At 64.5% G+C, this 26,120-nt stretch carries 23 protein-coding genes; 13 read left to right on the top strand and 10 right to left on the bottom strand.

Features of this window, described 5'->3' with window-relative positions; translation table 11 throughout:
- Nucleotides 1-7: 7 nt before the first annotated feature.
- From AB3G31_RS08100 to pncB, 3 genes are read right to left on the bottom strand one after another with little or no spacing between them, the layout of a single operon-like run.
- Nucleotides 8-994, bottom strand: coding sequence for a 2-hydroxyacid dehydrogenase (locus tag AB3G31_RS08100; RefSeq protein ID WP_367849680.1), 987 nt, complete (start codon nt 992-994; stop codon nt 8-10).
- A complete protein-coding gene (locus AB3G31_RS08095) occupies nt 995-2,332 on the bottom strand; it encodes a sodium:proton antiporter (RefSeq protein WP_367849679.1) in 1,338 nt (445 codons plus the stop codon).
- Nucleotides 2,329-3,525 carry a nicotinate phosphoribosyltransferase gene (pncB, locus tag AB3G31_RS08090; RefSeq protein ID WP_367849678.1) on the bottom strand — a complete coding sequence of 399 codons (1,197 nt, stop codon included), beginning with the start codon at nt 3,523-3,525 and terminating at the stop codon, nt 2,329-2,331. Before pncB ends, AB3G31_RS08095 begins: the two co-directional genes overlap by 4 nt.
- 238 nt (nt 3,526-3,763) lie before the next feature.
- Between pncB and AB3G31_RS08085 the strand changes: the two genes are divergently transcribed.
- The 5 genes from AB3G31_RS08085 (at nt 3,764) to AB3G31_RS08065 (ending at nt 8,279) form a co-directional block, all read left to right on the top strand.
- Nucleotides 3,764-4,762: a sugar ABC transporter substrate-binding protein gene (locus tag AB3G31_RS08085; RefSeq protein ID WP_367849677.1), complete on the top strand. Its 999-nt coding sequence runs from the start codon at nt 3,764-3,766 to the stop codon at nt 4,760-4,762.
- A 92-nt stretch (nt 4,763-4,854) separates the two neighbouring features.
- Nucleotides 4,855-5,814 (top strand): ABC transporter permease, encoded by a 960-nt coding sequence (locus tag AB3G31_RS08080; RefSeq protein ID WP_367849676.1) that lies wholly within the window; start codon nt 4,855-4,857, stop codon nt 5,812-5,814.
- On the top strand, nt 5,814-6,611 hold the full coding sequence (locus tag AB3G31_RS08075; RefSeq protein WP_367849675.1) for an ATP-binding cassette domain-containing protein: 798 nt from the start codon (nt 5,814-5,816) through the stop codon (nt 6,609-6,611). Before AB3G31_RS08080 ends, AB3G31_RS08075 begins: the two co-directional genes overlap by 1 nt.
- Nucleotides 6,612-6,621: 10 nt before the next feature.
- Nucleotides 6,622-7,074 (top strand): RbsD/FucU family protein, encoded by a 453-nt coding sequence (locus AB3G31_RS08070; protein WP_367849674.1) that lies wholly within the window; start codon nt 6,622-6,624, stop codon nt 7,072-7,074.
- A complete protein-coding gene (locus AB3G31_RS08065; RefSeq protein WP_367849673.1) occupies nt 7,071-8,279 on the top strand; it encodes an ROK family protein in 1,209 nt (402 codons plus the stop codon). The genes AB3G31_RS08070 and AB3G31_RS08065 overlap by 4 nt, the downstream gene beginning before the upstream one ends.
- A 30-nt stretch (nt 8,280-8,309) precedes the next feature.
- On the opposite strand, the gene AB3G31_RS08060 is transcribed toward AB3G31_RS08065, so the two are convergent.
- The 3 genes from AB3G31_RS08060 to AB3G31_RS08050 all read right to left on the bottom strand — a co-directional run bounded on the left by AB3G31_RS08060 (nt 8,310) and on the right by AB3G31_RS08050 (nt 10,463).
- Nucleotides 8,310-8,975: a nucleotidyl transferase AbiEii/AbiGii toxin family protein gene (locus tag AB3G31_RS08060; RefSeq protein WP_367849672.1), complete on the bottom strand. Its 666-nt coding sequence runs from the start codon at nt 8,973-8,975 to the stop codon at nt 8,310-8,312.
- Nucleotides 8,972-9,430 carry a helix-turn-helix domain-containing protein gene (locus tag AB3G31_RS08055; protein WP_367849671.1) on the bottom strand — a complete coding sequence of 153 codons (459 nt, stop codon included), beginning with the start codon at nt 9,428-9,430 and terminating at the stop codon, nt 8,972-8,974. The genes AB3G31_RS08060 and AB3G31_RS08055 overlap by 4 nt, the downstream gene beginning before the upstream one ends.
- A gap of 124 nt (nt 9,431-9,554) precedes the next feature.
- Complete coding sequence (locus AB3G31_RS08050) at nt 9,555-10,463, bottom strand: LysR family transcriptional regulator (protein ID WP_367850311.1); 909 nt, start codon at nt 10,461-10,463, stop codon at nt 9,555-9,557.
- A gap of 123 nt (nt 10,464-10,586) precedes the next feature.
- Here AB3G31_RS08050 and AB3G31_RS08045 point away from each other — a divergent pair, with 123 nt between their 5' ends.
- Nucleotides 10,587-11,201: an FMN-dependent NADH-azoreductase gene (locus AB3G31_RS08045; RefSeq protein WP_367849670.1), complete on the top strand. Its 615-nt coding sequence runs from the start codon at nt 10,587-10,589 to the stop codon at nt 11,199-11,201.
- A 70-nt stretch (nt 11,202-11,271) separates the two neighbouring features.
- Here AB3G31_RS08045 and AB3G31_RS08040 read toward each other — a convergent pair whose 3' ends face one another.
- Nucleotides 11,272-12,213: a histone deacetylase gene (locus AB3G31_RS08040; protein ID WP_367849669.1), complete on the bottom strand. Its 942-nt coding sequence runs from the start codon at nt 12,211-12,213 to the stop codon at nt 11,272-11,274.
- A 195-nt stretch (nt 12,214-12,408) separates the two neighbouring features.
- Between AB3G31_RS08040 and AB3G31_RS08035 the strand changes: the two genes are divergently transcribed.
- On the top strand, nt 12,409-12,963 hold the full coding sequence (locus AB3G31_RS08035; RefSeq protein ID WP_367849668.1) for a phasin family protein: 555 nt from the start codon (nt 12,409-12,411) through the stop codon (nt 12,961-12,963).
- A 188-nt stretch (nt 12,964-13,151) separates the two neighbouring features.
- Here the strand turns inward: AB3G31_RS08035 and AB3G31_RS08030 are convergent, their stop codons facing one another.
- On the bottom strand, nt 13,152-14,069 hold the full coding sequence (locus AB3G31_RS08030) for a patatin-like phospholipase family protein (protein WP_367849667.1): 918 nt from the start codon (nt 14,067-14,069) through the stop codon (nt 13,152-13,154).
- Nucleotides 14,070-14,206: 137 nt separating this feature from the next.
- On the opposite strand from AB3G31_RS08030, the gene AB3G31_RS08025 reads away from it, so the two are divergent.
- Together AB3G31_RS08025 and AB3G31_RS08020 are read left to right on the top strand one after the other, a co-directional pair.
- The gene (locus tag AB3G31_RS08025) at nt 14,207-15,886 is read left to right on the top strand and encodes an alpha-glucosidase (RefSeq protein WP_367849666.1); all 1,680 of its coding nucleotides are present in this window, start codon (nt 14,207-14,209) and stop codon (nt 15,884-15,886) included.
- Nucleotides 15,887-15,898: 12 nt separating this feature from the next.
- The gene (locus tag AB3G31_RS08020; RefSeq protein WP_367849665.1) at nt 15,899-16,273 is read left to right on the top strand and encodes a hypothetical protein; all 375 of its coding nucleotides are present in this window, start codon (nt 15,899-15,901) and stop codon (nt 16,271-16,273) included.
- A gap of 133 nt (nt 16,274-16,406) precedes the next feature.
- Here the strand turns inward: AB3G31_RS08020 and AB3G31_RS08015 are convergent, their stop codons facing one another.
- Nucleotides 16,407-17,009 (bottom strand): PleD family two-component system response regulator, encoded by a 603-nt coding sequence (locus tag AB3G31_RS08015; protein WP_367849664.1) that lies wholly within the window; start codon nt 17,007-17,009, stop codon nt 16,407-16,409.
- Nucleotides 17,010-17,260: 251 nt separating this feature from the next.
- On the opposite strand from AB3G31_RS08015, the gene AB3G31_RS08010 reads away from it, so the two are divergent.
- The 3 genes from AB3G31_RS08010 (at nt 17,261) to AB3G31_RS08000 (ending at nt 20,854) form a co-directional block, all read left to right on the top strand.
- Complete coding sequence (locus AB3G31_RS08010; RefSeq protein WP_367849663.1) at nt 17,261-18,718, top strand: TldD/PmbA family protein; 1,458 nt, start codon at nt 17,261-17,263, stop codon at nt 18,716-18,718.
- Entirely contained in the window at nt 18,718-20,040 is a 1,323-nt protein-coding gene (locus tag AB3G31_RS08005; protein WP_367849662.1) for a TldD/PmbA family protein, read from the top strand. The genes AB3G31_RS08010 and AB3G31_RS08005 overlap by 1 nt, the downstream gene beginning before the upstream one ends.
- Before the next feature lie 151 nt (nt 20,041-20,191).
- Nucleotides 20,192-20,854: a hypothetical protein gene (locus AB3G31_RS08000; RefSeq protein WP_367849661.1), complete on the top strand. Its 663-nt coding sequence runs from the start codon at nt 20,192-20,194 to the stop codon at nt 20,852-20,854.
- A gap of 157 nt (nt 20,855-21,011) precedes the next feature.
- Here AB3G31_RS08000 and AB3G31_RS07995 read toward each other — a convergent pair whose 3' ends face one another.
- The gene (locus AB3G31_RS07995) at nt 21,012-23,249 is read right to left on the bottom strand and encodes an NADP-dependent isocitrate dehydrogenase (RefSeq protein WP_367849660.1); all 2,238 of its coding nucleotides are present in this window, start codon (nt 23,247-23,249) and stop codon (nt 21,012-21,014) included.
- A gap of 345 nt (nt 23,250-23,594) precedes the next feature.
- On the opposite strand from AB3G31_RS07995, the gene AB3G31_RS07990 reads away from it, so the two are divergent.
- Nucleotides 23,595-26,120 carry a hypothetical protein gene (locus AB3G31_RS07990; RefSeq protein ID WP_367849659.1) on the top strand — a complete coding sequence of 842 codons (2,526 nt, stop codon included), beginning with the start codon at nt 23,595-23,597 and terminating at the stop codon, nt 26,118-26,120.

The following is a 26,120-nucleotide window of genomic DNA, read 5'->3' as shown; positions in this document are numbered from 1 at the left end:
ATGCTATCTATTTTCTAGCTACTTGCGCCGCATTGATGGGCGTGAGAGGCTTGTTTTGTATAAGAAATCCGACCAGGTTGTCGGCGGCCAGCTGGGCCATGGCCATGCGGGTGGCCACGGTGGCGCTGGCGATGTGCGGGGTCAGCACCACGTTGGGCACAGTCAGCAGGTCGGGGTGCACGCTGGGCTCGCCCTCGAACACGTCCAGCCCGGCGGCGGCAATGCGGCCCTCACGCAGGGCCACGGCCAGGGCCGCGTCGTCCACGATGCCGCCGCGCGCGATGTTGACCAGGGTGGCGGTGGGCTTTATTAACGCCAGCTCGGCCGCGCCGATGGTGTGGTGCGAGGCGGCGGAATACGGCACCACCAGCACCACGTGGTCGGCGGTCTTCAGCAGCTCTTCTTTGGAGACAAAACGGGCCTTGCAGTCGGCCTCGGTGGCGGCATCGAGCTGGCTGCGGTTGTGGTAGACCACCTTCATGCCAAAGCCATGGGCCCCGCGCTTGGCAATGCCCTGGCCAATGCGGCCCATGCCAATGATGCCCAGGGTGCTGCCGTGGATCTCGGCCCCGGCAAACATGTCGTAGCTCCACTTCTTCCACAGCCCGGCGCGCAGAAAATGCTCGCTCTCGCTGATGCGGCGGGCGGTGGCCATCAGCAGGGCGAAGCCGAAGTCGGCGGTGGTCTCGGTGAGCACGTCGGGGGCGTTGGTGGCCAGCACGCCCGCGGCGCTCATCGCGTCGATGTCAAAGTTGTTGTAGCCCACGGCCATGTTGGCGCAGATGCGCAATAAAGGGCAGGCGGCCAGCAGCTCGGCGTCGATGCGCTCGCTGCCGGTGGTGAAGGCCCCCACCTTGCCCTGCAGCCGGGCAATCAGCTCGGCCTTGCTCCAGGAGGCATCTTCCTGGTTGGACTCCACCTCGAAATGCTGCTCCAGCGCGGCAAGGGTGGCGGGGAAGATTTTGCGGGCGACCAGGATGGCGGGTTTGGGCATTTATTTGAACCAAATGAGGGTGATCACGAAAAACAGGGGGACCAGAATGGCACACGACCAGGCCATGTAGCCAAAAAAGCTGGGCATGGCCACACCGCGCTGCTCGGCAATGGCTTTGACCATCATATTGGGCGCGTTGCCGATGTAGCTGTTGGCCCCCATGAAGACCGAACCGGCAGACACCGCCATGAGCGTGGGGGCCAGCGTGGTCATCAGCGTAGGCGCGTCGCCACCGGCGGTGTTGAAAAACACCAGGTAGGTGGGCGCGTTGTCCAGAAACGAGCTGAGCAAGCCGCTGGCCCAGAAGTACATGGCCGGGTCGGGCGTGCCATTGGGCCGGGTGACGGCGGCCACCACCGCGCCAAACGGGCCGTGCAGGCCCTCGCGCAGCAAGGCGATCACCGGGATGATGGTCAGGAAGATGCCTGCAAACAGCTTGGCCACTTCCAGCATCGGGCCCCAGCTGAATTGGTTGTCGGCATGCACCTGGGCCGGGGTCCAGCGCAGCGACAGCAGGGTCACCAGCACCAGGCCCGCGTCGCGCACCAGCCCCGGCAAGCCCACCTCGGCCCCGGCCACGTGGAACACCACGGGCGACTTCCAGAAGCCGCTGAGCAGCACCAGCCCCACCACCGCGCCCAGCAGCGCAAAGTTCACGCCGCCGTCAAAGCCGATGCGTGGGGTGTCGGGCGTGGGGTCCACCGGCAGCACGCCCTCTTTGGCGTAGTAGTAGCGGTCGATGGCGAAGCACAACGCCAGCAGCACGCCGACCAAAAACAGCGTGGGCTGCCACAGGTGGCCTACGGTCCAGAAGAAGTCCACGCCCTGCAAAAATCCCAAAAACAGCGGCGGATCGCCCAGCGGGGTCAGCGCCCCCCCGGCGTTGGAGACGATGAAGATGAAGAACACCACCACGTGCACCTTGTGGATGCGGTTGTCGTTGGCGCGCAGCAGCGGGCGCAGCATCAGCATAGAGGCGCCGGTGGTGCCCATCACGCTGGCCAGTGCCGCACCAATGGCCAGCAGCGCCACGTTCAGGCGCGGGCTGCCGTGCAGGTTGCCGCGGATAAAAATGCCGCCGGCCACGGTGTAGAGCGCGGTCAGCAAAATGATGAACGGCAGGTATTCGGCCAGCAGCGCATGCACCAGGCTATGGGCCGCAGCATCCCACCCGAACACCCAAGCCAATGGCAGCAAAAAAGCCAGCGACCACGCTGCCGACACTTTGCCGAAATGGTGGTGCCAAAAGCCCGGTGCCCATAGCGGGCACAGCGCAATCGACAGCAAAATGCCCGCGAACGGGATGCCCCAGACCGCGGACATGCCAGCGCCGCTCATGGGGCGGTCTCGATCTCGAACACCTGGCGCAGGTAGCCCACGTACTTCTCGTCCTCGCACATGTTCTTGCCCGGTGAATCCGACAGCTTGGCCACGGGCTGGCCGTTGCAGCGGATCATCTTGATGACGATCTGCAATGGCACGTGCAGCGGCGGGTCGCCCATGTCGTTGGTCAGGTTGGTGCCAATGCCAAAGGCCAGCAGGCAGCGGCCCCGGAACTGCTGGTACAGCGCAATGGTGCGCGGCACGGTGAGGCCATCGCTGAAGATCAGCACCTTGGTCAGCGGGTCGACACGGTTCTTCTTGTAATGCGCCAGCAGGCGTTCGCCCCACTGGAACGGGTCGCCGCTGTCGTGGCGCGCGCCGTCGAAGAGCTTGCAGAAGTACATGTCGAAGTCGCGCAAGAAGGCATCCATGCCGTACACGTCGCTCAGCGCGATGCCCAAATCGCCGCGGTACTCCTTGGCCCACATCTCGAAACCGAACACCTGGCTGTCGCGCAGGCGCGGCCCCAGCGCCTGGCAGGCCTGCAGGTACTCGTGGGCCATGGTGCCCAGCGGGGTCAGGCCCAGTTGCATGGCAAACAGGACATTGCTGGTGCCCGCAAACTGCCCCTGGGAGCCAGACCCTAGCTGCGCCACCAGGGTGCGCAACACCTCTTCGTGCCAGGCCTTGCTATAGCGGCGGCGGGTGCCGTAGTCGGCAATCTTGAGCTCGGCCAGGCCGTCGCCGCGCAGTTGCACGATCTTGTCCTGCAGCCGCTGGCGGGCCTGGGTGAAGCTGGGCATGGTGCTGGCGTGGCGAAAGTACACCTCGTTGACGATGGCCAGCACCGGGATCTCGAACAGGATCACGTGCAGCCACGGGCCCTGGATGGAGATGTCGATCTCGCCATTGGGCAGCGGGGTCACGGTGATGTACTTCTCGTTGAGCCGAAACAGCCCCAGAAAGTCCACAAAATCACTCTTGATGAAGCGCATGGAGCGCAGATAACCCAGCTCGGCCTCGCTGAAACCCAGGCGGCACAGCCCGCGTATCTCGTCCTGGATCTCGGCCACGAACGGTGCCAACTGCACGCCGGGGTTGCGGCATTTGAAGCGGTACTGCACCTGCGACGCAGGGAAATGGTGTAACACCACCTGCATCATCGTGAACTTGTAGAGGTCGGTGTCGAGCAGGCTGGTGATGATCATAAAAGTGGGCCCTACAGGGCAACTACGTACAAGAATAAATGCCGAACCGCGCAAAGTGTAGGGGATGGGTCGGGCGCCACCAATTAGTTCAAAAACCTAGGGTTTCCGATAACTAAAGCAACTTGATTTAGTTAGTCCCATCGTTTTATAGTTCAGCACCAGCGTGAAAAACCTCACACTCCCGCTGGACCCTGTTCCCCAACCGAACCCTTGCGTTCACCCCTCTCTAGGAGACAACATGAAAAAATCTACCGCCACCCTGGTGCTGTCCGCTCTGGCTTTTGCCGCCACCACGGCGTGTGCTGCAGAACCCGTGATCGGCCTGATCACCAAGACCGAAACGAACCCATTTTTCGTGAAGATGAAGGAAGGTGCGCAAGCCGAAGCCAAGAAACTCGGTGCCAAGCTGCTCAGCGCCGCTGGCAAGCAAGACGGCGACAACGCCGGCCAGATCACCGCTATTGAAAACATGATTGCAGCGGGCGCCAAGACCATCATGATCACCCCCAATGACTCCAAGGCCATCATCCCCGCCATCAAGAAGGCCCAGGCCCAAGGCGTGATGTTCATCGCCCTGGACAGCCCGACCGACCCCGTGGAAGGCACCGACGCCCTGTTTGCCACCGACAACTACAAGGCCGGCATCCTGATCGGCCAGTACGCCAAGGCCGTGATGGCTGGCAAGCCCGCCAAGATCGCCACGCTCGACCTGTTCCCCGGCCACCCCGTGGGCGCGCAACGCCACAACGGCTTCATGAACGGCTTTGGCCTGGCTGCTGCCGATGCCAAGAGCAACGAACTCTCCAAGACGGCTGAAATCGTCTGCATGGCCGACAGCTTTGGCGACCAGGCCAAGGGCCAGACCGCCATGGAAAACTGCCTGCAAAAGAACCCCGACATCAACGTGCTCTACACCATCAACGAACCCGCCGCTGCCGGTGCCTACCAGGCGCTGAAGGCTGCTGGCAAGGAAAAAGGCGTGCTGATCGTGTCGGTGGACGGCGGCTGCGCCGGTGTCAAGAACGTCAAGGCCGGCATGATCGCCGCCACCTCGCAACAGTACCCGCTGAAGATGGCCAGCATGGGCGTGGCTGCTGGTGTGGCATTCGCCAAAGACGGCAAGAAGGCCACCGGCTACACCGACACCGGCGTGACCCTGATCACCGACAAGCCCCAGGCAGGCGTGGAAAGCAAGGACACCAAAGTTGGTATGGACCTGTGCTGGGGCAACAAGTAATTTCTTTGCCTGACTAGTACCCACTAGCACCCGCCGGGGCAGCCACCCACACCGGCTGCCCCGTTTTTTCAACCCATTTTTTAAGGCACACCGTGAGCACACTCAAAGAAAAACTACCGCCGATTGGCACGCTCGGGCCGTTCATTGCCCTGCTGATCGCCTGCATCGTCTTCGCCACCCAGAGCGAACGCTTTTTGTCGGCGACCAACTTCTCGCTGATCCTGCAACAGGTCACCGTGGTCGGCGTGATCGCCATTGGCCAGACCCTGATTATTTTGACGGCCGGTATCGACCTGTCGTGCGGGATGGTGATGGCCCTGGGCGGCATCGTCATGACCAAGCTCTCCAGCGATTTGGGCCTGCCACCGGCACTGGCCATCTTGTGCGGCATTGCCGCCACGGCCGCGTTCGGTCTGCTCAACGGCTTGTTGGTGACGCGCATCAAGCTGCCGCCGTTCATCGTCACCCTGGGCACATTGAACATTGCTTTCGCCATCACCCAGCTGTACTCCAATTCGCAGACCATCACCGACGTGCCTCCATTGATGACGGCCCTGGGCAACACCTTCCAGGTGGGCGGCACGGCCGTGGCCTACAGCACGCTGCTGATGCTGGCACTGTACGGCGGCATCTGGTTCTACCTGCGCGAAACCGCCGCCGGTCGCCACGTGTACGCGGTGGGTAACAACCCCGAAGCCACACGCCTCACCGGTATCCCCACCGAGCGCGTCTTGCTGGGCGTGTATGTGCTGGCCGGCATCTTGTACGGCGTGGCCTCGCTGCTGTCGGTGGCACGTACCGGTGCCGGTGACCCGAACGCCGGACAGACCGAAAATCTGGATGCCATCACCGCCGTGGTGCTGGGCGGCACCAGCCTGTTTGGTGGCCGTGGCGTGATCCTGGGCACCCTGGTGGGCGCCATCATCGTCGGCGTGCTGCGCAACGGCTTGACGCTGATGGGTGTGCAATCGGTGTACCAGGTGCTGATCACCGGCATCTTGGTGATTTTGGCGGTCGCTATCGACCAGTTGTCCCGCAAAGGAGGCCGTTAATGTCTGCTCCCCAACACAAAATCGTGATGAAGGCCACCGGCCTGATCAAGCGCTACGGCCAGGTCACGGCCCTCGACGGTGCCGACCTGGAACTGCGCGAAGGCGAGATCCTGGCCGTGATCGGCGACAACGGTGCAGGCAAGTCCTCGCTGATCAAGTGCCTGTCCGGTGCCACCATCCCCGACGAAGGCGAGATCCTGCTGGACGGCAAGCAGATCCACTTCAAGAGTCCCATGGATGCCCGCCAAGCCGGGATTGAGACGGTGTACCAGGATCTGGCCGTGGCCGCGGCCATGTCGATCTCGGAAAACCTGTTCCTGGGCCGCGAAATCCGCCGCCCCGGCTTTGCTGGCAACGTGCTGCGCATGCTGGACAAAAAGCGGATGCTGGAAGAAAGCATCTCCCGCATGAAAGACCTGAAGGTCGGCATCCGCTCCATGACGCAGGCGGTGGAAACACTGTCCGGCGGCCAGCGCCAGTGCGTGGCCGTATCGCGCGCTGCGGCCTTTGCCCAGCACGTGGTCATCATGGACGAGCCCACCGCCGCCCTGGGCGTGAAAGAAGGCAACATGGTGCTGGACCTGATCCGCCGGGTGCGCGACAAGGGTCTGTCGGTCATCTTGATCTCGCACAACATGCCCCATGTGTTTGAAATTGCCGACCGCATCCACGTGGCCCGCCTGGGCAAGCGCGGCTGCGTGCTCAATCCGCACAAGATCAGCATGGCCGACACCGTGGCAGTCATGACCGGGGCCATCCGCCCGGACGAGCTGCCCGCCGAGTCGCTGGCGCACTAAGGTCACCGACATGCTCAAAGGAATCGACCCTCTGCTCACGCCAGAGCTCTTGAAAGTGCTGGCCGAGATGGGGCACGACGACGCCGTGTTGCTGGCCGATGCCAACTTCACGGCCCTGCGCCTGGCCGCAGGCAAGCCGGTGCTGTACCTGCCGGGCGTGGGCATGCAGCGGGCCGTGCAGGCGGTGGAATCGGTGCTGCCGCTGGCGGCCGACGTGGACGCCCCGGTGGCCTTCATGCAGGTCTCTGGCACCACTGCGCCCTACCGCTCCGCCTTGCAGCGCGAGGTGCTGGACATGCTCCAGCCCAGCCTGCTGCCGGGCCAGCAGGCCGAGCCGATTGAACGCTTTGCGTTTTATGAACGCGTGGCGAATGTCTACGCCATCGTGCTGACGGGCGAGTTGCAGCCCTTCGGCAACTTCATTCTGCGCAAAGGAGTCATCGGCGAAAATCTGCGGACATGAACGCCCAACTCGCCCCTCCCCTGCTGCGCCCGCGTGGCTCCAACCACGTCGGGATGCGGCAGTTCAACGAACGGGTGGTGCTGCAGGCCATCCGCCAGCACGGCAGCCTGCCCAAGGCCGACCTGGCCCGCCTCACCCACCTCACGGCCCAGACCATCGGCCTGATCACCAACCGCCTGGAAGAAGACGACCTGCTGCTGCGCCACCAACCGGTGCGCGGACGCATTGGCCAGCCCTCGGTGCCGCTGGCGCTGAACCCCGACGGGGCCTTCTCCATCGGCATCAAGGTAGGACGCCGCAACACCGACTGGCTGCTGGTCGACTTCACCGGCAAAGTACGCCAACGCGTCACCCTGCCCTATGTGTTCCCCGACACCACGGTCCTGCTGCCCGCGCTGGCCGAGCACATGCACACCCTGCGCGACAGCCTGGGGCCGCTGCAGTCGCGGCTGGTGGGCATCGGCGTGGCCGCGCCCTTCCAGATGGGCGGCTGGCACAAGATGCTGGGCCTGTCGGACGCGCAGTCCAGCGCCTGGAACGCCCTGGACCTGGGTGCGGCGGTGCAGGCCATGACCGACCTGCCCGTGAGCTTTGCCAAAGACACCGCGGCGGCCTGCGTGGCCGAGCTGGTGGCGGGCCGGGGCCGCGATCTGAAGACTTTTTTGTACATCTTTATCGACACCTTTGTGGGCGGGGGCCTGGTAGTCAACTCGCACCTGCACGGTGGCTTGCACGGCAACGCGGGCGCGGTCGCCTCTTTGCCCATGCAACTGGCCACCACGCCCGGCAGCGCACCCGACCAGCTGGTGGCCCACGCCTCGCTGTGGGAGCTGGAGCAGCGCCTGCTGGGCAAAGGCCTGGACCCCACTGCCGCCTACGACGACCGGGCGCTCATGGCCCCGTTTGTGGCCGAGACCCAGGCCTGGGTGGCCCAGGCCGCTGCGGCGTTGGCGCACTGCGTGGTCAGTGGCACCGCGTTTCTCGACCTGGAAGCCGTGGTCATCGACGGCTCGCTGTGCCGTCCCCTGCTGGAGCTGCTGCTGGAGCGCACCCGCCTGGCGCTGGCCCACTTCAACTGGGAAGGCCTGTGGCGCACCGAGCTGGTAGCGGGCAGCATCGGCTCGGATGCCCGGGCTTTGGGCGGCGCGCTGCTGCCGCTGCATGCCAACTTTGCGCCGGACCGGGATTTGTTTTTGAAGACTTAAGGTTTACGGACCCAGAGCAAACGGCAGCGTTCAAGCCGGTTTACGCAGCAGTGGCCCTATCAGTTGGTGTGCCTGGTCCAGGCAATCGGCAAAAGAGCGTTGAAAGCCAAGCGCGTCAATCGCTTCAAACTCTGCCTTGGCCAAGCCAGCACGTTCCTGCAGCCGCTCTAAAAACGCAGCACCGTGTCTGCTGAAAAACGGAGCGGCCAGGGCTATGGCCTGCGGCTCTGCATCGGCAACAGCACACACATCAAAAAGATCACGTGCCTTGGCACGGTCGCCACGGTGCCACATTTTTTTGGCGATGATTTCTGCGCTGGTTTCGACCCGGATGTTTCTGCCCGCATACTCCATCACATCAAACGGATGTGGCGTAAGTGCAGTGCCAACCACAATATCTATTTCCCCGGCGGGTAGAAACAACTTGATGAATTCTGCGTTTTCTTCGTAGTCTGTGGTGATCTGCTCTGCAACGTCGCTCAGGCGCGGGCTGAGATAGCCCAGGTACTGCGGATCCGGCACAAAAAGGTCGATGTCTTTGCTCTGGCGGTGACCCAGGCGAAGCATCAGCACCGTGCCTCCGCCAAAGGTCCAGACAGGCTGTTGGGTTTGCCTCTCCAGGTGCGCCATCAGCACCAGCGCATGTGGGAAAAGCTGCTGCCACACCCCTGGCCGTCCCATATCGAGCGCACTCATTGCCACAGCGCCCGGGTGCTCATGAGTTGGTGGGCCAATTCGCGCATACGTTGCCACAGGCATGCGCGTTCCACGCCTTCCTCGGCATGCAATTGTTCGACCACGGATGCCAGCAAGGAAACCGGGGCTTCGTCCAGCAGGGCATGCAGATGAGGCTGTACGCTGGATATTTGCGCAGCATCCACCAAAACAGCCTTGAGCTGGGCTGCATCCATCGAGGTTCGGTAACTCACGCTGGCGGTACGTGCCGCAATCTCCAGTGCCCGGCTGGATGCAGGGCCTGAGGACCGCCCTCTGGGGCGGGGCGGTGCGATCACCAAGGATAACCCCAAAGCCTCTAGCAGCCTGGACGCCCGTGCCATGCTGAGGTCCTTGATCGTGCCGCTCTCGACCTGGTTCACGGTAGCCCGCGACAAACCGCAGAGCTTGGCCAGCATCAATTGGGTCAAGCCCATATCGGCTCGGCGAACCCTGACCGCAGCACCCATTTCAAACAGTGGAGACATGCCTGCAGACTAACTCTTGGCTTCCATAATGTCAAATATATTCGACAAATTTACCTCCACCGCTACAGGCCATTCAAGCCTGGAGCCCATCGTTCAAATGGTGCTCTTCCAGGAAATCCAGAAACCGCCGCACCGCGGGCACCATGCCCCGGCGCGACGGAAAAACCGCGTGGAACACCCCCGGGTGCGGGGCCCAGCCGGGCAGCACAGGCACCAACTGGCCGTGGCGGATTTCGTCGGCACACATGTAGGCGGGCAGCACGCTGATGCCGGTGCCGCCCAGCACCGCCAGTTTCAGGGTCAGCAAGTCGTCGGCCACATAGCGCGGCTGGTGCGACACAGTGCGGATCTCGCCGTCCGGCCCCAGCAGGTGCCACACGGCCCGTCCGTCGCTGGCCGACATGCTGACCGAATCCAGCCGCGCCAAATCCTCCACCGTGGCGGGCGGGCCCTGGCGCTCGAGCTGTTGCGGACTGGCCACCAGCAGCGAGTGGGCCATGCCAAAGCTTTTCACCACCAGGGTGCCGCTGTCGTCCAGTGTCAGCCGCACCCGCAGGGCCACGTCCACGCCCTCTTCCACCAGGTCCACCACCCGGTTGCTGACCCGCATGTCCACCTTGACCAGCGGGTAGCGCGCCAGAAACATCGGCATCACCTGGCCCAATGTGGTTTGCGCCAAGGTCACCGGGCAAGCGATGCGAATGGTGCCGCGCGGCTCGGTTTGCGCCTGGGCCACGGCATCGGCCGCCGCATCGGCCTGGTCGCGCATGGCCATGCAGTGGCGGTGGTAGACCTCGCCCACCTCGGTCAGCGACAGCTTGCGGGTGGTGCGTTGCAGCAGGCGCACGCCCAGCCGGGCCTCCAGCTCGGCCACCCGGCGCGACAGCCGGGATTTTGGCAAACCCAGCGCCCGCCCGGCGGCGGCGAATCCACCCCGCTCCACCACCTCGGCAAAGTAAGCCATGTCGTTCAGATCCTGCATGTTGGGGCTCCATCGTCCCACCAGCAGGACGATGTAGTGCATTTTCACCCACTTATCGAAGCATTGGAGTGGTGAGAAACTCTATCCATCGCCACATTTGTGGCTCCACCTCTGGTACACCTTATGAAACTCCTGCACATCGACTCCAGCATCCTGGGCGCCAACTCCGTGACCCGCACCCTCACCGCCCAGATCAGCGCGCAGTGGCAAGCCAGCAACCCCGGCACCACGGTCGAGCACCTGGACCTGGCCGTGGCCACGCCCAGCCACCTGTCCGCCGAATCACTGGGTTTCCGCATGCCCCCCACCGATGCCGCCCTGAGCCCGGCGCAGCGTGCAGAAAACGCCATCTCTGAGCAGCTGGTGCTGCAATTCCTGGCGGCCGACGTGGTCGTGATTGGCGCGCCGCTATACAACTTCACCATCCCCACCCAGCTCAAGGCCTGGATCGACCGCATCTGCCAGGCTGGCCGCACCTTCAAGTACACCGAAACCGGGCCCGTCGGCCTGGCCGGTGGCAAGACCGTGATCGTGGCTCTGGGCCGCGGTGGCGTGTACTCTGCCTCTGAAGGTGGCCGCGCCATGGAACACCAGGAAAGCTACCTCAGCGTGGTGTTCGGCTTTTTGGGCATCACCGACGTGCGCTTCGTACGCGCCGAGGGCGTAGCCATGGGCCCGGATGCCAAAGCCGCTGCGCTGGCCTCGGCCACCAAAGAAATCGAGGCGCTGGCTGCTTAAAAGTATTGCTACAAAATAAATAGCTGCTTACGCTTATCCAGTAGGCGCTAGCGACCTAGAAAGCATATAGCTACCGCCCTGGCTGCGCATAGCGCTTGGCGTACTCCAGGGCCACGGTGTAGGTGTTGATCTGCACCTGCACCGTCTCTTCAATGCGCACGCCGTAGCCCCCCGCCATGGCAAAGGCCAGCGGCACGCGGCGCTGCCAGGCCCAGTCGAAGACCCGGCGATCGCGGGCTTGCAGGCCGTCAAACGAGAGCTTCAGGCGGCCCAGCCGGTCGCCCTCGAACGGGTCGGCACCGGCCAGGTAGATCACCAGCCCGGGCGCAAAACGCTGCGCCAGGTGGTCCAGCGCTGTTTCCAGCGCTTCCATGTAGGCGTCGTCACCGCAGCCATCGGGCAAGGCCACGTCCAGGTCGCTGGCCTCCTTGCGGAACGGAAAATTCTTTTCGCCGTGCAGCGAGAGGGTGAAAACACTTGTATCGTTTTGAAAAATATGTGCCGTTCCGTTACCTTGGTGCACGTCCAAATCCACCACGGCCACCTGCAAAGGCTGGCGGTGTTGGCGGCCCCACTCGGCCTGCGCGACCCGCGCGGCCACGGCTGCATCATTGAAAACACAGAATCCGCCGCCCTTGTCGGCCGTGGCATGGTGGGTGCCACCGGCCATATTGGCGGCAATGCCGTGGCCGGCCAACGCGTCGCGGACCGCGGCCACCGTGGCCCCGGCCGACCGCCGCGAACGCTCCACCATCGCCTCACTCCACGGGAAGCCGATTTCCCGCATGGCCGCTGGGTGGAGCTGCTGGATACTGCCATCGGCAATGGCCCGGATATAGGCCGGATGGTGGGCCAGTGCCAGCTCGCCGTCGCTGGCGCGCGGAGCCGGTTGCATCTGCACACCGGGCAGTTCCACAGCCACGCGGTCGCGCAGCATTTGGTACTTGGCCATCGGAAAACGGTGGCCTTCGGGCAGGGGCAGAACAAAGTGGTCCGAGTAATATGCGCGCATGAGAAACATGTCTATTGGGTGAATTTGTCCGGCGATAGAGTCGAATCTCTAGAATGCTGCGGTGCAGCAAACGCCTATTGCAAGCCGCAATGGACGGCCTATAATTTATTCCATGCTGCACTGCAACATAACCGGTAACGGACTAAGTCAGAGCAGATAGCAACCTTTTCTTTTTTTTAAACTGGAGATATTGACATGATGACTACTGAACAAATCCTGGCTTCGCACAAGGCTACCGTTGAAACCCTGTTTGGTCTGACCACCAAGGCTTTCGAAGGCGTGGAAAAGCTGGTCGAACTGAACCTGAGCGCTTCCAAGGCTGCTTTGTCCGAAGCTTCCAGCCACTCGCAAGCCGTTCTGAGCGTGAAAGACGCACAAGAACTGTTGGCTCTGCAAGCCAGCCTGCTGCAGCCTTTGGCCGAAAAGACCGCTGCTTACAGCCGTCACCTGTATGACATCGCCCAGGGCACCAGCTCTGAGTTCAGCAAGGCTGTTGAAGGCCAATCCGCTGAAGCCCAAAAGAAGATTGCTGGCCTGATCGAGTCCGCCACCAAGAACGCACCTGCCGGTTCCGAGCCTGCCGTGGCCGTGATGAAGAGCGCCGTGACTGCTGCCAACAACGCTTTTGAATCCGTTCAAAAGGCTGTCAAGCAAGCTTCTGACGCTGCCGAAGCCAACTTCAAGGCTGTAGCTGCCCAGGCCGTGTCCGCTGCTGGCACCACCGCCGCTGCTGCCACCAAGAAGCGTTAATTACGCCGGGTCTGCCCGCAGACCCGCAAGACACTTTTGGGAACCCCGGTTCTCTCCAGTCGTCTCCTCGGGTTCCTTCGATGCCATCAGGCTCAGGAATCCTTCAAAGCCCCGTCCGCAAGACGGGGCTTTTTTTCGTCTGGAAGGCGCGTTTGTCACGCTGCGTGGGAACTGGTTGAGTACCTGGACTATTTTGATTTTGCAAGCATCGCCGCCCGCAGCGCCGGTAGCGCCTGCAGCATCGCTGCCCGCCCCGCCTCGATGGCCCGGCGGCGGCCGCCGAAGTCGGCGCTGGTCATGCCCAGCAGCACCGGGCGCACCAACACGTCGGCCTCGCGCAGCGCGAAGCTGTTGATGCTTTTGCCCATGATGGCAAAGGTCTGCAGCAGGATTTGCAGCGTGCCATCGGCCGGGTTGCCCTCAGGGGCGCTGGAGATGTCCACCGCGATCACCAGCTCGGCCCCCATCTGCCGGGCAAAGCCCACCGGCACCGGGGCGACCAGGCCGCCGTCGACGTACTCATGCCCGCCAATCTTCACCGGCTGGAACACGGCGGGCACCGCACTGGAAGCCCGCACCGCCGTGCCGGTATCGCCGCGCTGGAACAGCACGGCCTCGCCGCTGTTCAGGTCGGTGGCCACCACGCCCAGGGGCAGCGGCATGCGCTCGATCGGGCGGTTCGCCACCTGGGCGTTGACGTAGCGGGCCAGCGCGTCGCCGCGCAGCACGCCGCGGCTGAAGATGGGCAGGGTCCAGTCGGTGAACGCGGCCTCTTCCATGGTCTCGGCCACCTGCTGCATCTGCGCGCCGCTCTTGCCGCTGGCGTACAGCGATGCCACCAGGCTGCCCGCCGAGGTGCCCACCACCAGGTCCGGGCGGATGCCCGCCTCTTCCAGCACCTGCACCACGCCCACATGCGCAAAACCGCGCGCTGCACCGCCGCCCAGCGCCAGGCCGATGCGCGGCAGGCGTTTGGCAGCGGGCGGGTTGGTGGCGGGTGGCGGGTTCGGCTCGACCGGGGCCGTGCCGCAGCCCGCCAGCAAGGCCGCCAACAGGCCCACGGCCACACGGCGCCGACCGACAGTGGCCAGAGGAAAAAAGATCATAAGAAACACGCCCCGGCATTTACTACCAAAAATATAGCTAAAAGTCTTTACACACAGAGCGTAAACCGCCTATTTTATGCACATCACAAAAGCCCTGTACTCTGCGCTAAACTGCCCCAAAAATCGGAAACACCGCCATGGAAAAACGCCCACTTTCAAACGCTGCCTGGTGGAAGGATGCCGTGGTGTACCAGATCTACCCACGCTCCTTCATGGACAGCAACGGCGACGGCATAGGCGACCTGAACGGCATCCGCGCCAAGCTGGATTACCTCCAAGAACTGGGCGTGGACGTGGTGTGGCTGAGCCCGCACTTTGACAGCCCCAACGCCGACAACGGCTACGACATCCGCGACTACCGCCAGGTGATGGCCGAGTTTGGCAGCATGGCCGACTTCGACCACCTGCTGGCCGGGCTGAAGGCACGCGGCATCCAGCTCATCATCGACCTGGTGGTCAACCACAGCAGCGACGAGCACGCCTGGTTCCAGCAAAGCCGCCAATCCCGTGACAACCCCTACCGCGATTACTACATCTGGCGCGACCCGGTAGACGGCGGCCCGCCCAACAACTACCCCTCGTTCTTCGGCGGCTCTGCCTGGCAGTGGGACGCGCACACCGGCCAGTACTACCTGCACTACTTCGCCACCAAGCAGCCCGACCTGAACTGGGAAAACCCCGCCGTGCGCCACGAGGTCTACGAGGTGATGCGCTTCTGGCTCGACAAAGGCGTGGCCGGGTTCCGCATGGACGTGATCCCCTTCATCTCCAAGCAAGACGGCCTGCCCAACCTGCCGCCCGAGCACCTGGCCCACCCCGAGGCCGTCTACGCCAGCGGCCCGCGCGTGCACCAGTACCTGCAGGACATGCACCGCGAGGTGCTGGCTCCCTACGGCGCGGTGGCCGTGGGCGAGGCCTTTGGCGTGGACTTTGCCGCCGCCCCACTGTTTACCGACGCGCGCCGGGGCGAGCTGAGCATGGTGTTCCACTTCGACATCGTGCGGCTGGACCGCGACAACTGGCGCAAGATCCCCTGGACGCTGCCCCAGCTCAAGGCCGTGTACACCCGCATCGACCAGACCGGCGGCAGCCACGGCTGGAACGCCGCCTTTCTGGGCAACCACGACAACCCGCGCGCCGTGTCCCACTTCGGCGACGACCGCCCGGCCTGGCGCGCCCTGTCGGCCAAGGCCCTGGCCACCCTCACGCTGACGCAGCGCGCCACGCCGTTTTTGTACCAGGGCGACGAGCTGGGCATGGCCAACTACCCGTTCGAGCGCATCGAACAGTACGACGACGTGGAGGTCAAAGGCAACTGGCGCATGCTGGTCGAGACCGGCCAGGTGCCCGCCGCCGAGTACCTGGCCCACCTGCGTGAAACCAGCCGCGACCACGCCCGCACCCCCATGCAATGGAGCGCCGATGCCCACGCGGGCTTCACCACCGGCACCCCCTGGCTGGCCGTGAACCCCGACTACCCCGACTGGAACGCCGCGGCCCAAACCGCCGACCCGCAGTCCATCTACCACCACCACCGCCGCCTGCTGGCCCTGCGCCGCAGCACGCCCGCCCTGGTGCACGGCGCCTACCAGGACATCGACCCCGCGCACCCGCAGGTGTTTGCCTACACCCGCACGCTGGGGGAGCATGCCTACCTGGTGCTGCTCAACTTCGGCACCGAAGCCCTGCGCTACGCCCTGCCCGGCGGCCTGCGGGTGGCAGAGGCCGTGCTCGACAACGGCGCGGGCGACACCGCTGCCGCCGGGGCCAGCCAGGTGCTGCTGGCCCCCTGGCAGGCCACGGTCTACCGGCTCTGAAAGGATCGCCCCATGCAAGGCCAACTCGCATTCCACGACTCCGAAGTCCGCAGTGTGGTGCTGCGGGCCGATGCGCTCACCCTCGCCTTCTCCGCCGCCTTTGTGCAGGCCGACGGGGCCGGTGCGGGTTACGTGCAGTCGCTGGAAATCGCCTGCACCGGGGCCACCGTGGACGGCCCGCTGGCCGACAGCGTGGGCCGTTTGTCCCACGGCAAACTGTGGGTCTGCGGCCGGGTTCTGCCCGCCCTGCCCTTCCCCTACGCAGCCCCGGGCCCGGTGCGCATCGAACTGCAGTTTGCCAACGGCACGCGGCTGGTGGTCAGTGCCGCCACGCTGGCGTGCCGCTTCAAAGGCGACCCGAAGTTTGTCGAATCGTTTGCCTGTTGAATAGATAAGAAATAAGCCGCTTGCGCTGATGCAATGGGCGCGAGAAGCTACTAAAAGTATAGCTAATCATACCCACTCTGCCCAAAAGAAAAGCCGCATCGCTGCGGCTTCGGGAGGAAGGCAAAGCGCCCTTTCAGGCTGCGGCTTTGTGCCGCATCTGCACCAGGGTGGCCACGCGCTTGAGCAGTTCGCGGTCGTTCCAGGGTTTCTTGAAGATGCCGTACAAGCCCTGGCAGTCGTGCACCCGGGCCTGCATTTCGTCGTGGCCGGTGATGGCGATGATGGGCATGTCTTCGGTGTCCATATTGCCCTGCACCGCGGCAATCAGCTCGAAGCCGTTCATGTTGGGCATTTCCAGGTCGGTGACCAGCACCGAGAAGCTGCCGGTGGCCAGCACCTCCAGCGCCTGGGCACCGTCGTTGGCCACGGCCACGCTGTAGCCCGCGGCTTCCAGCAGCTTGCGCAGTTTGGCACGGGCCACGGCCGAGTCGTCCACCACCAGCAGGTCCTGGTGCGGCAGACCCGAGCGCTCGGTCAGCAGCACGGGAGGTTGCGGCACCACCGGTGTGGCCGCCAGCGCAGGGCGCGGCTGGGCCGCCACAAAACCCGAGGCCGTGCCCAGCGGCAAGTCGTCCTGCTTGCCCAGGCCGCGCAACAGCATGTACAGCCCGACCATGGCAAGTCCGATGGCAAACGGCAGCAAATAGAGTTGAAAGAGTTCTACAAAAGAGTTCATCAAAATGTGTCCGGTAAATACCCGCTGCGCCCAACCTGCCTGCGCGCGCCAGTGCGCGCCGCACCGGCAACCCTGGAGATTATGCGATTTTTGTGCCTGATCCCAGGTCACATCGCGTAACAGCACCCGACCTGCGTTACCGCGGTAACCCGGTCTGCCTGTAGCATGGACAGTCTGTTACCAAAATTTATAAAAAATAGGCTGCTTACGCTTGTCTGATCGGCGTGAGAAGCTCCTTATTCCATAGCACCATGCCCTCCACCGCCTCCCTTGCGCAGTCTGCCGCCCCCCGCGGGGTGGACTTCTGGTCCGCCCGTTTTGTCACCGAATCCGCCGAGCGCCTGGTGGTGCGCAACGACGTGGCCGAAGCCCCCAGCCGCGAGCGCGATGCCGGGGTGATGGTGTGCGTGCAGCACGGCGGCGGCCAGGGCTTTGCCGCCACCAGCGATGTGTCCGACCGCGGGCTGCGCCAGGCTTTTGCCCAGGCCCAATCCTTGGCCGCCGCCAGCGCCGCGCACAGCGTGTTCGATTATCAAAAGGCGCCCCGGCCCGCCGCCACCGGCAGCTTCACTTCCCCCAACCAGCGTCCGGTCGCCCAGACCACGCTGGCCGAGCGCTTCGACCTGCTCAAGGAGGTGTGCGCCAGCGCGAACATCGGCGTCGAGATCGTGGACCGCAGCGCCGCCCTGTGGACCACCCACACCGAGCAGCTGCTGGTCACCAGCGACGGCGGCCACATGGCGCAGAGCTGGGACTTTGTGGTGCCCAACATCACCGCGGTGGCCAGCGCGGACGGCGACACCCAAACCCGCACCTCGGCCGGCCAGTACAACGGCTTTTGCCAGCAAGGCGGCCTGGAGGTGCTGGACCGCGCAGGCTTCACCCGGGACGGCCCGCGCGTGGCCCGCGAGGCGTTGGCCCTGGTGCGTGCCGCCAACTGCCCCACCGGCGTGATGGACGTGCTGCTGATGCCCGACCAGATGATGCTGCAGATCCACGAAAGCATCGGCCACCCACTGGAGCTGGACCGCATCCTGGGCGACGAGCGCAACTTCGCGGGCACCAGCTTTGTCACGCTGGATATGTTTGGCCACCACGCCTACGGCAGCCCGTTGCTCAACGTCAGCTTCGCGCCCGACGAAGCCCACGAGTTCGCCGGTTTTGCGTTCGACGACGACGGCACTGCGGCCCAACAGGCCTGGATCATCCGCCACGGCATCCTGCAGCGGCCCCTGGGCGGTAGCCTGTCGCAGGCCCGGGTACAAGCCCTGGCACCGAGCATGGGCGGCGTGGCCACCACCCGCGCCTGCAGCTGGAACCGCGCGCCGATTGACCGCATGGGCAACCTCAACGTCGCGCCCGGCGACAGCAGCCTGGAACAGATGGTTGCCAGCATGGAGCTGGGCATCGTGCTGCGCACCAACGCCTCCTGGAGCATCGATGACTCGCGCAACAAGTTCCAGTTTGGCTGCGAATGGGGCCAGATGGTGCGCCACGGCCAGCTGGCCGAAGTCGTCAAGCGGCCCAACTACCGGGGCATCTCCGCCGGGTTCTGGCGCTCGCTGGCCATGGTGGGCGATGCCAGCACCTTCCAGGTCATGGGCACCCCTTACTGCGGCAAGGGCGAGCCCAACCAGGTGATCCGCGTAGGCCACGCCTCGCCCGCTTGCCTGTTCAAAGATGTGTCGGTATTTGGCGGAGCCGCATGATGCACAGCTACTTCCAAGACCTTGCCGCCGCCGTCTGCACGCCCGTGCCCGGGGCCGACCGCGTCACGCTCTACTTCACCGCCGAAACCTCGGACTTCATCCGCTTTAACCACGCCCAGGTGCGCCAGGCCACCCACGTGGAGCAGCGCTACGGCACCGTCAGCGTGGTGGCGGGCCACAAGCGCGCTTCCAGCAGCATCAGCCTGGGCGGCGACCTGGCCACCGACACCGCCGCGCTGCGGGCCGAGCGCACCGCCCTGCTGGAGCAGCTCCCCCTGGTGCCCGACGACGCCTACCTGCTGCTGCCCGATGCGGTGGTCCCCACCGCACGCAGCGCCACCGGCACCCTGCCCACGCCCGAGCAGCTGATCGCCGCCGTGGCCGAACATGCCGCAGGCACCGATCTGGTGGGCTTTTACGCCGGTGGCAGCGTGGTGCGCGCCTTTGCCGACAGCCGCGGCCAGCGCAACTGGCACAGCGTGGAAAGCTTCCACTTCGACTGGTGCCTGTACCGCGAAAAGGACCAGGCCGTGAAATGCAGCTACGCGGGTACCGACTGGCACACGCCAGAGTTCGCCCGCCGCGTGGCCGAGGCCCGCACCCGCCTGGCCCTGCTGGCCCTGCCCGCCAAAACCCTGGCCCCCGGTGCCTACCGCGTCTACTTCAGCCCCGTGGCCGTGGCCGAGCTGCTGGGCACCCTGGCCTGGGGCGGCTTTGGCCTGAAAGACCTGAAAACCGGCACCTCCACCCTGCTGCTGGCCCACCAGGGCAAGGCCACGCTCAGCCCCATGGTCACGCTGACGGAAGCCACCGCCGACGGCATCGCCCCGCGCTTCCAGCCCGACGGCTTCACCAAGCCCGACGCCGTGCCCCTGGTGCGCGCAGGCCAGGTAGCAGCCAGCTTGACCGCCCCGCGCAGCGCGGTGGAATACGGCCTGCCCACCAACGGCAGCGCCGACGGCGAAAGCCCCGAATCCCTGTCCATGGCCCCCGGCACCCTGCCCGAGGCCGAGGTGCTCCAAACCCTGGGCACGGGGGTCTTCATCAGCAACCTGCACTACCTCAACTACAGCGACCGCCAGGCCTGCCGCATGACCGGCATGACCCGCTTCGCCTGCTTCTGGGTGGAAGACGGAAAGATCGTCGCGCCGATCGCGGTGATGCGCTTTGACGATTCGTTTTTGCGCATGTTCGGCCCGGGGCTGGTGGCGCTGACGGACCAGGCCGAACTGGTGCCTGCGGAGGGAACGTACGGGGCGCGGCAACTGCAAAGCGTGAGCGCGCCGGGGGCGGTGGTGGAGGGGTTTGTGTTGGCGTTGTGAGGGGATGGCCCGCGGGCAATGCCATCCGTTTCGGCATCCGGCCCCTGGCGTTTTCCGCCTGGATAGAACTCCAATAGCATTCCAAAGAAGGAATGCCGTCCCGCACCCGGTACAGCGCAAAATACAACGCACGTTCCACCCCAAGCACCCCATGCTCACCTTCTTCAAAAAACTCCTCCGCACCGCGCCCGCGACCGGCACCACGCCAGCGGCGCCCCCCAGCCAGCGCATGGACCTGGAAGAGCGCAAGGCGTACCGCAAGGAGTGCCTGTACCAGTCGATCCGCGAGACCTTTTTGTCGATGGAGGTGCTGTCGCAGATGTACCGCTTCAAGGTGATGCCGGTGGACGATCGGCACCACCGGTTCATTGCCATGGTGGACGTGGCCAAGTCGTTTGTGGCGGGTGGCCAGGCCCGGAACAAGAGTTTTTTTGCCATGGAGCAAAGCATGCGCACGGCGGCCTACCAGCGCTACGGGGTGGTGATCGACGGCATTTACTGGCGGGTGCTGGAGTCCGAGGAGCCGTTTGAGCGTCCCGCCCGGGCCAGCGATCCGGCGCACCACGGGGGCACGCCGACGGCTGCCCTGCGCGCACGGGCGACCCTGGCCCAAAACAGTGCCCCGCCGACCACCCCGCTGTCGCGCCACCGCTACCCCGCCGTGTCCGCCGAAGAGCGCGCCGCCTTCATGGCCGCTCTGCAGCGCGGCAAGGCCCCGCCGCGGGTGCAGGTGGGCGAGCAGGAATACATGTCGGACCTGATGCCGCTGGAGGGCGGTGACAAGACGGGTGGCACACAGTACGGGAAGTTGTAGGCGCCCCGGGCGCCCGATTTCCGCGCCACACCGGCCAAAAAAATGGCCACTCCCCGTGCAGGGAGCAGCCATTTTTGGAACCAGGCATGAAATAAGGCTCTAGCGCTTATTCCATCAGCATGGGCAGCTACTTTTTACATAGCACCCACGCCACCACTTAGGCGCCGATCGCCTGCAACGCCGCGTTGAAGGTGGCGCTGGGGCGCATCACGGCTTCGGTCTTGGCGGGGTCGGGCAGGTAGTAGCCGCCGATGTCGGCGGGCTGGCCTTGCACGGCCTTGAGTTCAGCGACGATTTGCGCTTCGCCTGCAGCCAGGGATTTGGCCAGGGGGGCGAAGTGGGCTTGCAGCTCGGGGTCTTCGGTCTGGGCGGCCAGGGCCTGGGCCCAGTACAGGGACAGGTAGAAGTGGCTGCCGCGGTTGTCGAGCTCACCGGTGCGGCTGGACGGGCCTTTGTTGGTGTCCAGCAGCTGGCCGGTGGCGGCATCCAGGGTTTTGGCCAGCAGCTTGGCTTTGGCGTTGCCGGTCTTGATCCCCAGGTCTTCCAGCGACACAGCCAGGGCCAGGAACTCGCCCAGCGAATCCCAGCGCAGGTGGTTTTCTTCCACCAGCTGCTGCACGTGCTTGGGCGCAGAGCCGCCAGCACCGGTTTCGTACATGCCGCCACCGGCCATCAGGGGCACGATGGAGAGCATCTTGGCGCTGGTGCCGAGTTCCATGATGGGGAACAGGTCGGTCAGGTAGTCGCGCAGGATGTTGCCGGTGGCGCTGATGGTGTCCTGGCCGCGGATGACGCGTTCCAGGGTGTAGCGCATGGCACGCACCTGGCTCATGATCTGGATGTCCAGGCCGGTGGTGTCGTGCTCATGCATGTACATCTTGACCTTGGTGATCAGCTGCGCTTCGTGCGGGCGGTAGGCATCGAGCCAGAACACCACCGGCATGCCGGAATTGCGTGCGCGGGACACAGCCAGCTTGACCCAGTCGCGGATGGCGGCATCTTTCACCTGGCACATGCGCCAGATGTCACCGGCTTCGACGTTCTGGCTCAGCAGCACTTCGCCGGTGGCGAGGTCGGTGATGTTGGCCACGCCGTCTTCGGTGATCTCGAAGGTCTTGTCGTGCGAGCCATATTCTTCGGCCTGCTGCGCCATCAGGCCCACGTTGGGCACCGTGCCCATGGTCTTGGGGTCGAACGCGCCGTGCCATTTGCAGAAATTGATGATTTCCTGGTAGATGCGGGCGAAGGTGGACTCGGGCATCACGGCCTTCACGTCCTTCAGGCGGCCGTCGGCCCCCCACATCTTGCCGCCGCTGCGGATCATGGCGGGCATGGAGGCATCCACGATCACGTCGTTGGGCGAGTGGAAATTGGTGATGCCCTTGGCCGAGTCGACCATGGCCAGCTCGGGGCGGTTGGCGTGGCAGGCGTGCAGGTCTTTGAGCACTTCTTCGCGCTTGGACTGGGGCAGCGTGGCAACTTTTTCGTACAGGTTGGCCATGCCGTTGTTGACGTTGACACCCAGCTCCTCGAACAGCTTGCCGTGCTTGGCGAAAGCGTCTTTGTAGAAGATCTTCACGCAGTGGCCGAAGACGATGGGGTGCGAGACCTTCATCATGGTGGCCTTGACGTGCAGCGAGAACATCACGCCGGTCTGGTGCGCGTCTTCGATTTCTTTCTCATAGAACTCGACCAGCGCCTTCTTGCTCATGAACATGCTGTCGATGACTTCGCGGTCCAGCAGCGACACCTTGGGCTTGAGGATGATGGTCTTGCCGCTCTTGGTGACCAGCTCCATCTTCACGTCGCGGGCGCGGTCCAGGGTCATGGACTTTTCGCCGTGGTAGAAGTCACCGCGGTGCATGTGCGACACGTGCGAGCGCGACGCCTGGCTCCACGGGGCCATGCTGTGCGGGTTCTTGCGGGCGTATTCCTTGACGGCCTTGGGCGCGCGGCGGTCGGAGTTGCCTTCGCGCAGCACGGGGTTGACGGCGCTGCCGGTGCACTTGGAGTAGCGCGCGCGGATGGACTTTTCTTCTTCGGTCTTGGGATCTTCAGGAAAGTCGGGCAGGGCATAGCCCTTGGATTGCAGTTCCTTGATGCAGTTGATCAGCTGGCCCACCGAGGCGCTGATGTTGGGCAGCTTGATGATGTTGGTGTCGGGCAGCAGGGTCAGGCGGCCCAGCTCGACCAGGGTGGCGGGCACTTTTTGCGCGTCGCTCAGGAATTCAGGAAACTCGGCCAGCACGCGCGCGGCCACCGAAATGTCGGCGCTGACCACATCGATACCCGCCTGGCTGGTAAAAGCCTTGACGATGGGCAGCAGCGAATGCGTCGCCAGCATGGGCGCTTCGTCCGTGAGCGTGTAGATGATTTTGGATTTTCCGGCAGCCATGGATGAACCTCTCAAGGATTGGATAAATGGGCGTGGCAACTGCGTGTGAAAGTCAGCGCGACTGTCTGCGAGTCTACTTTATGCATTGCGCAGCTAACCCTATGCCTAAGCAGTAAGTACGCCAACGCGGCTGCAAAATATAGGTGAAATTGGCACGCTGCGCTTATAGGATAAGCACTAGCAGCTATAACTTGAATAGCAAATCGCACCATCGCCCCCTGCGGCATTTATCCCCCCTTTGATGGATGCCCACCACAGGCAAGCGGCCTAGACTGAATCGCCTTGCCCAGCCCTTTACACCAGGCTGCAAAAGGCGCACTGTTGACCTGCAACCGGGGGATCGCTATGGCACACATGCGTCAGCACACCACACCACGGTGGACCATCCAGCACGCGGCGCGCGGGGTCCTGCTGGTACTGGGTTGCCTGCTGTTGACGGGCCTGCCCGCCAGCGCCCAGGCACCGGTGGTGGGCAAGGTGCTGGACGAAGCCCTGCAGGCCGGGCGCAACGGCAGCAGCTTCACCCATGTCACCGAGGACTATTTCCACGACATGGATGGGGCTCTGGCCCTGACCCCGCAAGAGGTGGCCGGGCGCAATATGTGGCTGGTATGGAGCGGCGGCAACGACCGCATGTGGGACAAGCTGACCCGCGACACTTTTGGCGCGTTCGACCTGCTCAAAATCATCAGCTCCCACCCCCGCCAGGGCTATTCGCGGGCCAACCGCTGGGCCTACCTGGGCCTGGTCAACGAACCCTGCTTTGAGGCGGCCAAGGGCCCCGACCCCGCCCACCAAGGCCTGTGGCTGGATGCGCGCAGCGCGGGCTGCGCCCCCGATCCGTTTGAAAACGCCGTCAAATACCCCGGCGTGGCGGTGGGGTCCCGCGGCACCACCCTGCCCACCGGCTCCTTCTACGGCGAGGCCACCGGCATCCTGGGGCTGCGCCTGTTCCCCAACCCGGCCTTCGACGCCCAGGCGGCCAAAGCGTGGGATGCCGAAAAGTACTACACCGACGAAAAGTATTACAACCGCCAGGACCTGGTGCGCCCCTACCGCGTGGGCATGTCCTGCGCGTTTTGCCACGTGGGCCCCAGCCCGGTGAACCCGCCGCCCAACCCCAATGCGCCCGCGTTTGCCAACCTCAGCTCGTCGGTGGGCGCGCAGTACATGTGGGTGGACCGGCTGTTCATCCACAACGCCAACCAACCCGAGGGCCAGCGCAACTACATGTACCAGCTGGCCCACAGCTTCCGGCCCGGGGCCATGGACACCTCGCTCATCTCCACCGACAGCATCAACAACCCGCGCACCATGAACGCGGTGTACGGCTTTGCCGAGCGCATGGCCCAGGGCAAGCAGCTGTGGCACGAACCCCTGAACGGCGGCGAGCGCGACAACAAGCAGTTCAACGACTTCGTCACCAGCGGCCCGCTGACCGAGTTCTATGACCCCGCCACCCACATCGCCCGCGTGCCCCATGTGCTCAAAGACGGCTCTGACTCGGTGGGCCTGCTGGGCGCGCTGAACCGGGTGTACCTCAACATCGGCCTGTTCAGCGAAGAGTGGATGCTGCACTTCAACCCGGTGGTAGGCGGCAAAGCCATCACCCCCATCCCGATCGCCACCGCGCAAAAGAACTCTGGCTACTGGCAGGCCACGGAAGCGGGCACGCCCAACACCGCCCTGTTCTTCCTCAAGGCCGCCCAGCCCGACTACCTGCACAACGCCCCCGGCGGCGCCGCCTACCTGCAGGCCGACGGCGCCACGCTGGACCGCGGCAAGCAGGTGTTTGCCGACACCTGCGCCCGCTGCCACTCCAGCAAAGCCCCCACGCCCCCGCCCGATCTGGGCCTGGAGCCGCAAAAATGCGCAGGCGGCGGCTACCTGGGCTGCTTCAAGGCCTACTGGGGTTGGACCCAGACCGAGGGCTATAAAAAACTGATGCGCCAGATCGTGCAGGCGCCCGATTTCCTGCAGGGCAACTACCTGTCCACCGAGGCGCGCATCCCCGCCACGCTGCTGCGCACCAACGTGTGCAGCCCGCTGGCCAGCAACGCGCTGGGCGGCAATATCTGGGACAACTTCTCGTCCACCGCCTACAAGCAGCTGCCCAGCGTGGGCACGGTCACCCTGAGCGACCCGTTCACCGGGGCCAACGTGCCCTACGCCATGCCCGCAGGCGGGCGCGGCTACACCCGCGTGCCGTCCCTGGTCAGCCTGTGGTCTACCGCGCCGTATTTGCTGAACAACACCGTGGGGCCGTTCAACGGCGACCCGTCGGTGGCCGGGCGCATGGCCGTGTTTGACGCGTCCATCAACCAGATGCTGTGGCCCGAGCAGCGCGTGCGCGACAGCGTGCTGGGCAACCAGGTGCCCGGCACCATCGACCGCACCGACCAACGCAGCCAGATCATCGTGCCCGCCGGTTTTGTGCCCAGCGTGCTGCAGCCCCTGCGCAAAGTGCTGCACCGCCTGATCCCGTCACTGGGCGGCGACATCACCCTGGGGCCCATTCCCAAGGGCATGCCGGTCAGCCTGATTGCCAACCTCAAGCTGCAGCCCGAAGACGGCGACGCGCTGGCCCACAAGCGCGACCTGGCCGAGGTGCTGCTCAAGCTGCCGGTAGACCTGTTCAAGGCCCGCAACGCGCCCGACGCGGAGCTGCGCGAAAAGTTTGCCAACCTGCGGGCCCCGCTGCTGCGCCTGAGCAAATGCCCCGACTTCGTGGTCAACCGCGGCCACTATTTCGGCACGGCCGAGTTCAACCAGCAAGAAGGCCTGAGCGCCGACGAAAAAGCCTTTGGCACCGAACCCGAGCTGAGCGACGACGACAAGCGCGCGCTGATCGCCTTCCTCAAAACCTTTTAG

The organism is Rhodoferax sp. WC2427 (assembly GCF_040822085.1).
Classification (GTDB): domain Bacteria; phylum Pseudomonadota; class Gammaproteobacteria; order Burkholderiales; family Burkholderiaceae_C; genus Rhodoferax_B.
The sequence above is the reverse complement of the archived record's forward strand: the minus strand, read 5'-3'. Positions and strand labels throughout refer to the sequence as shown.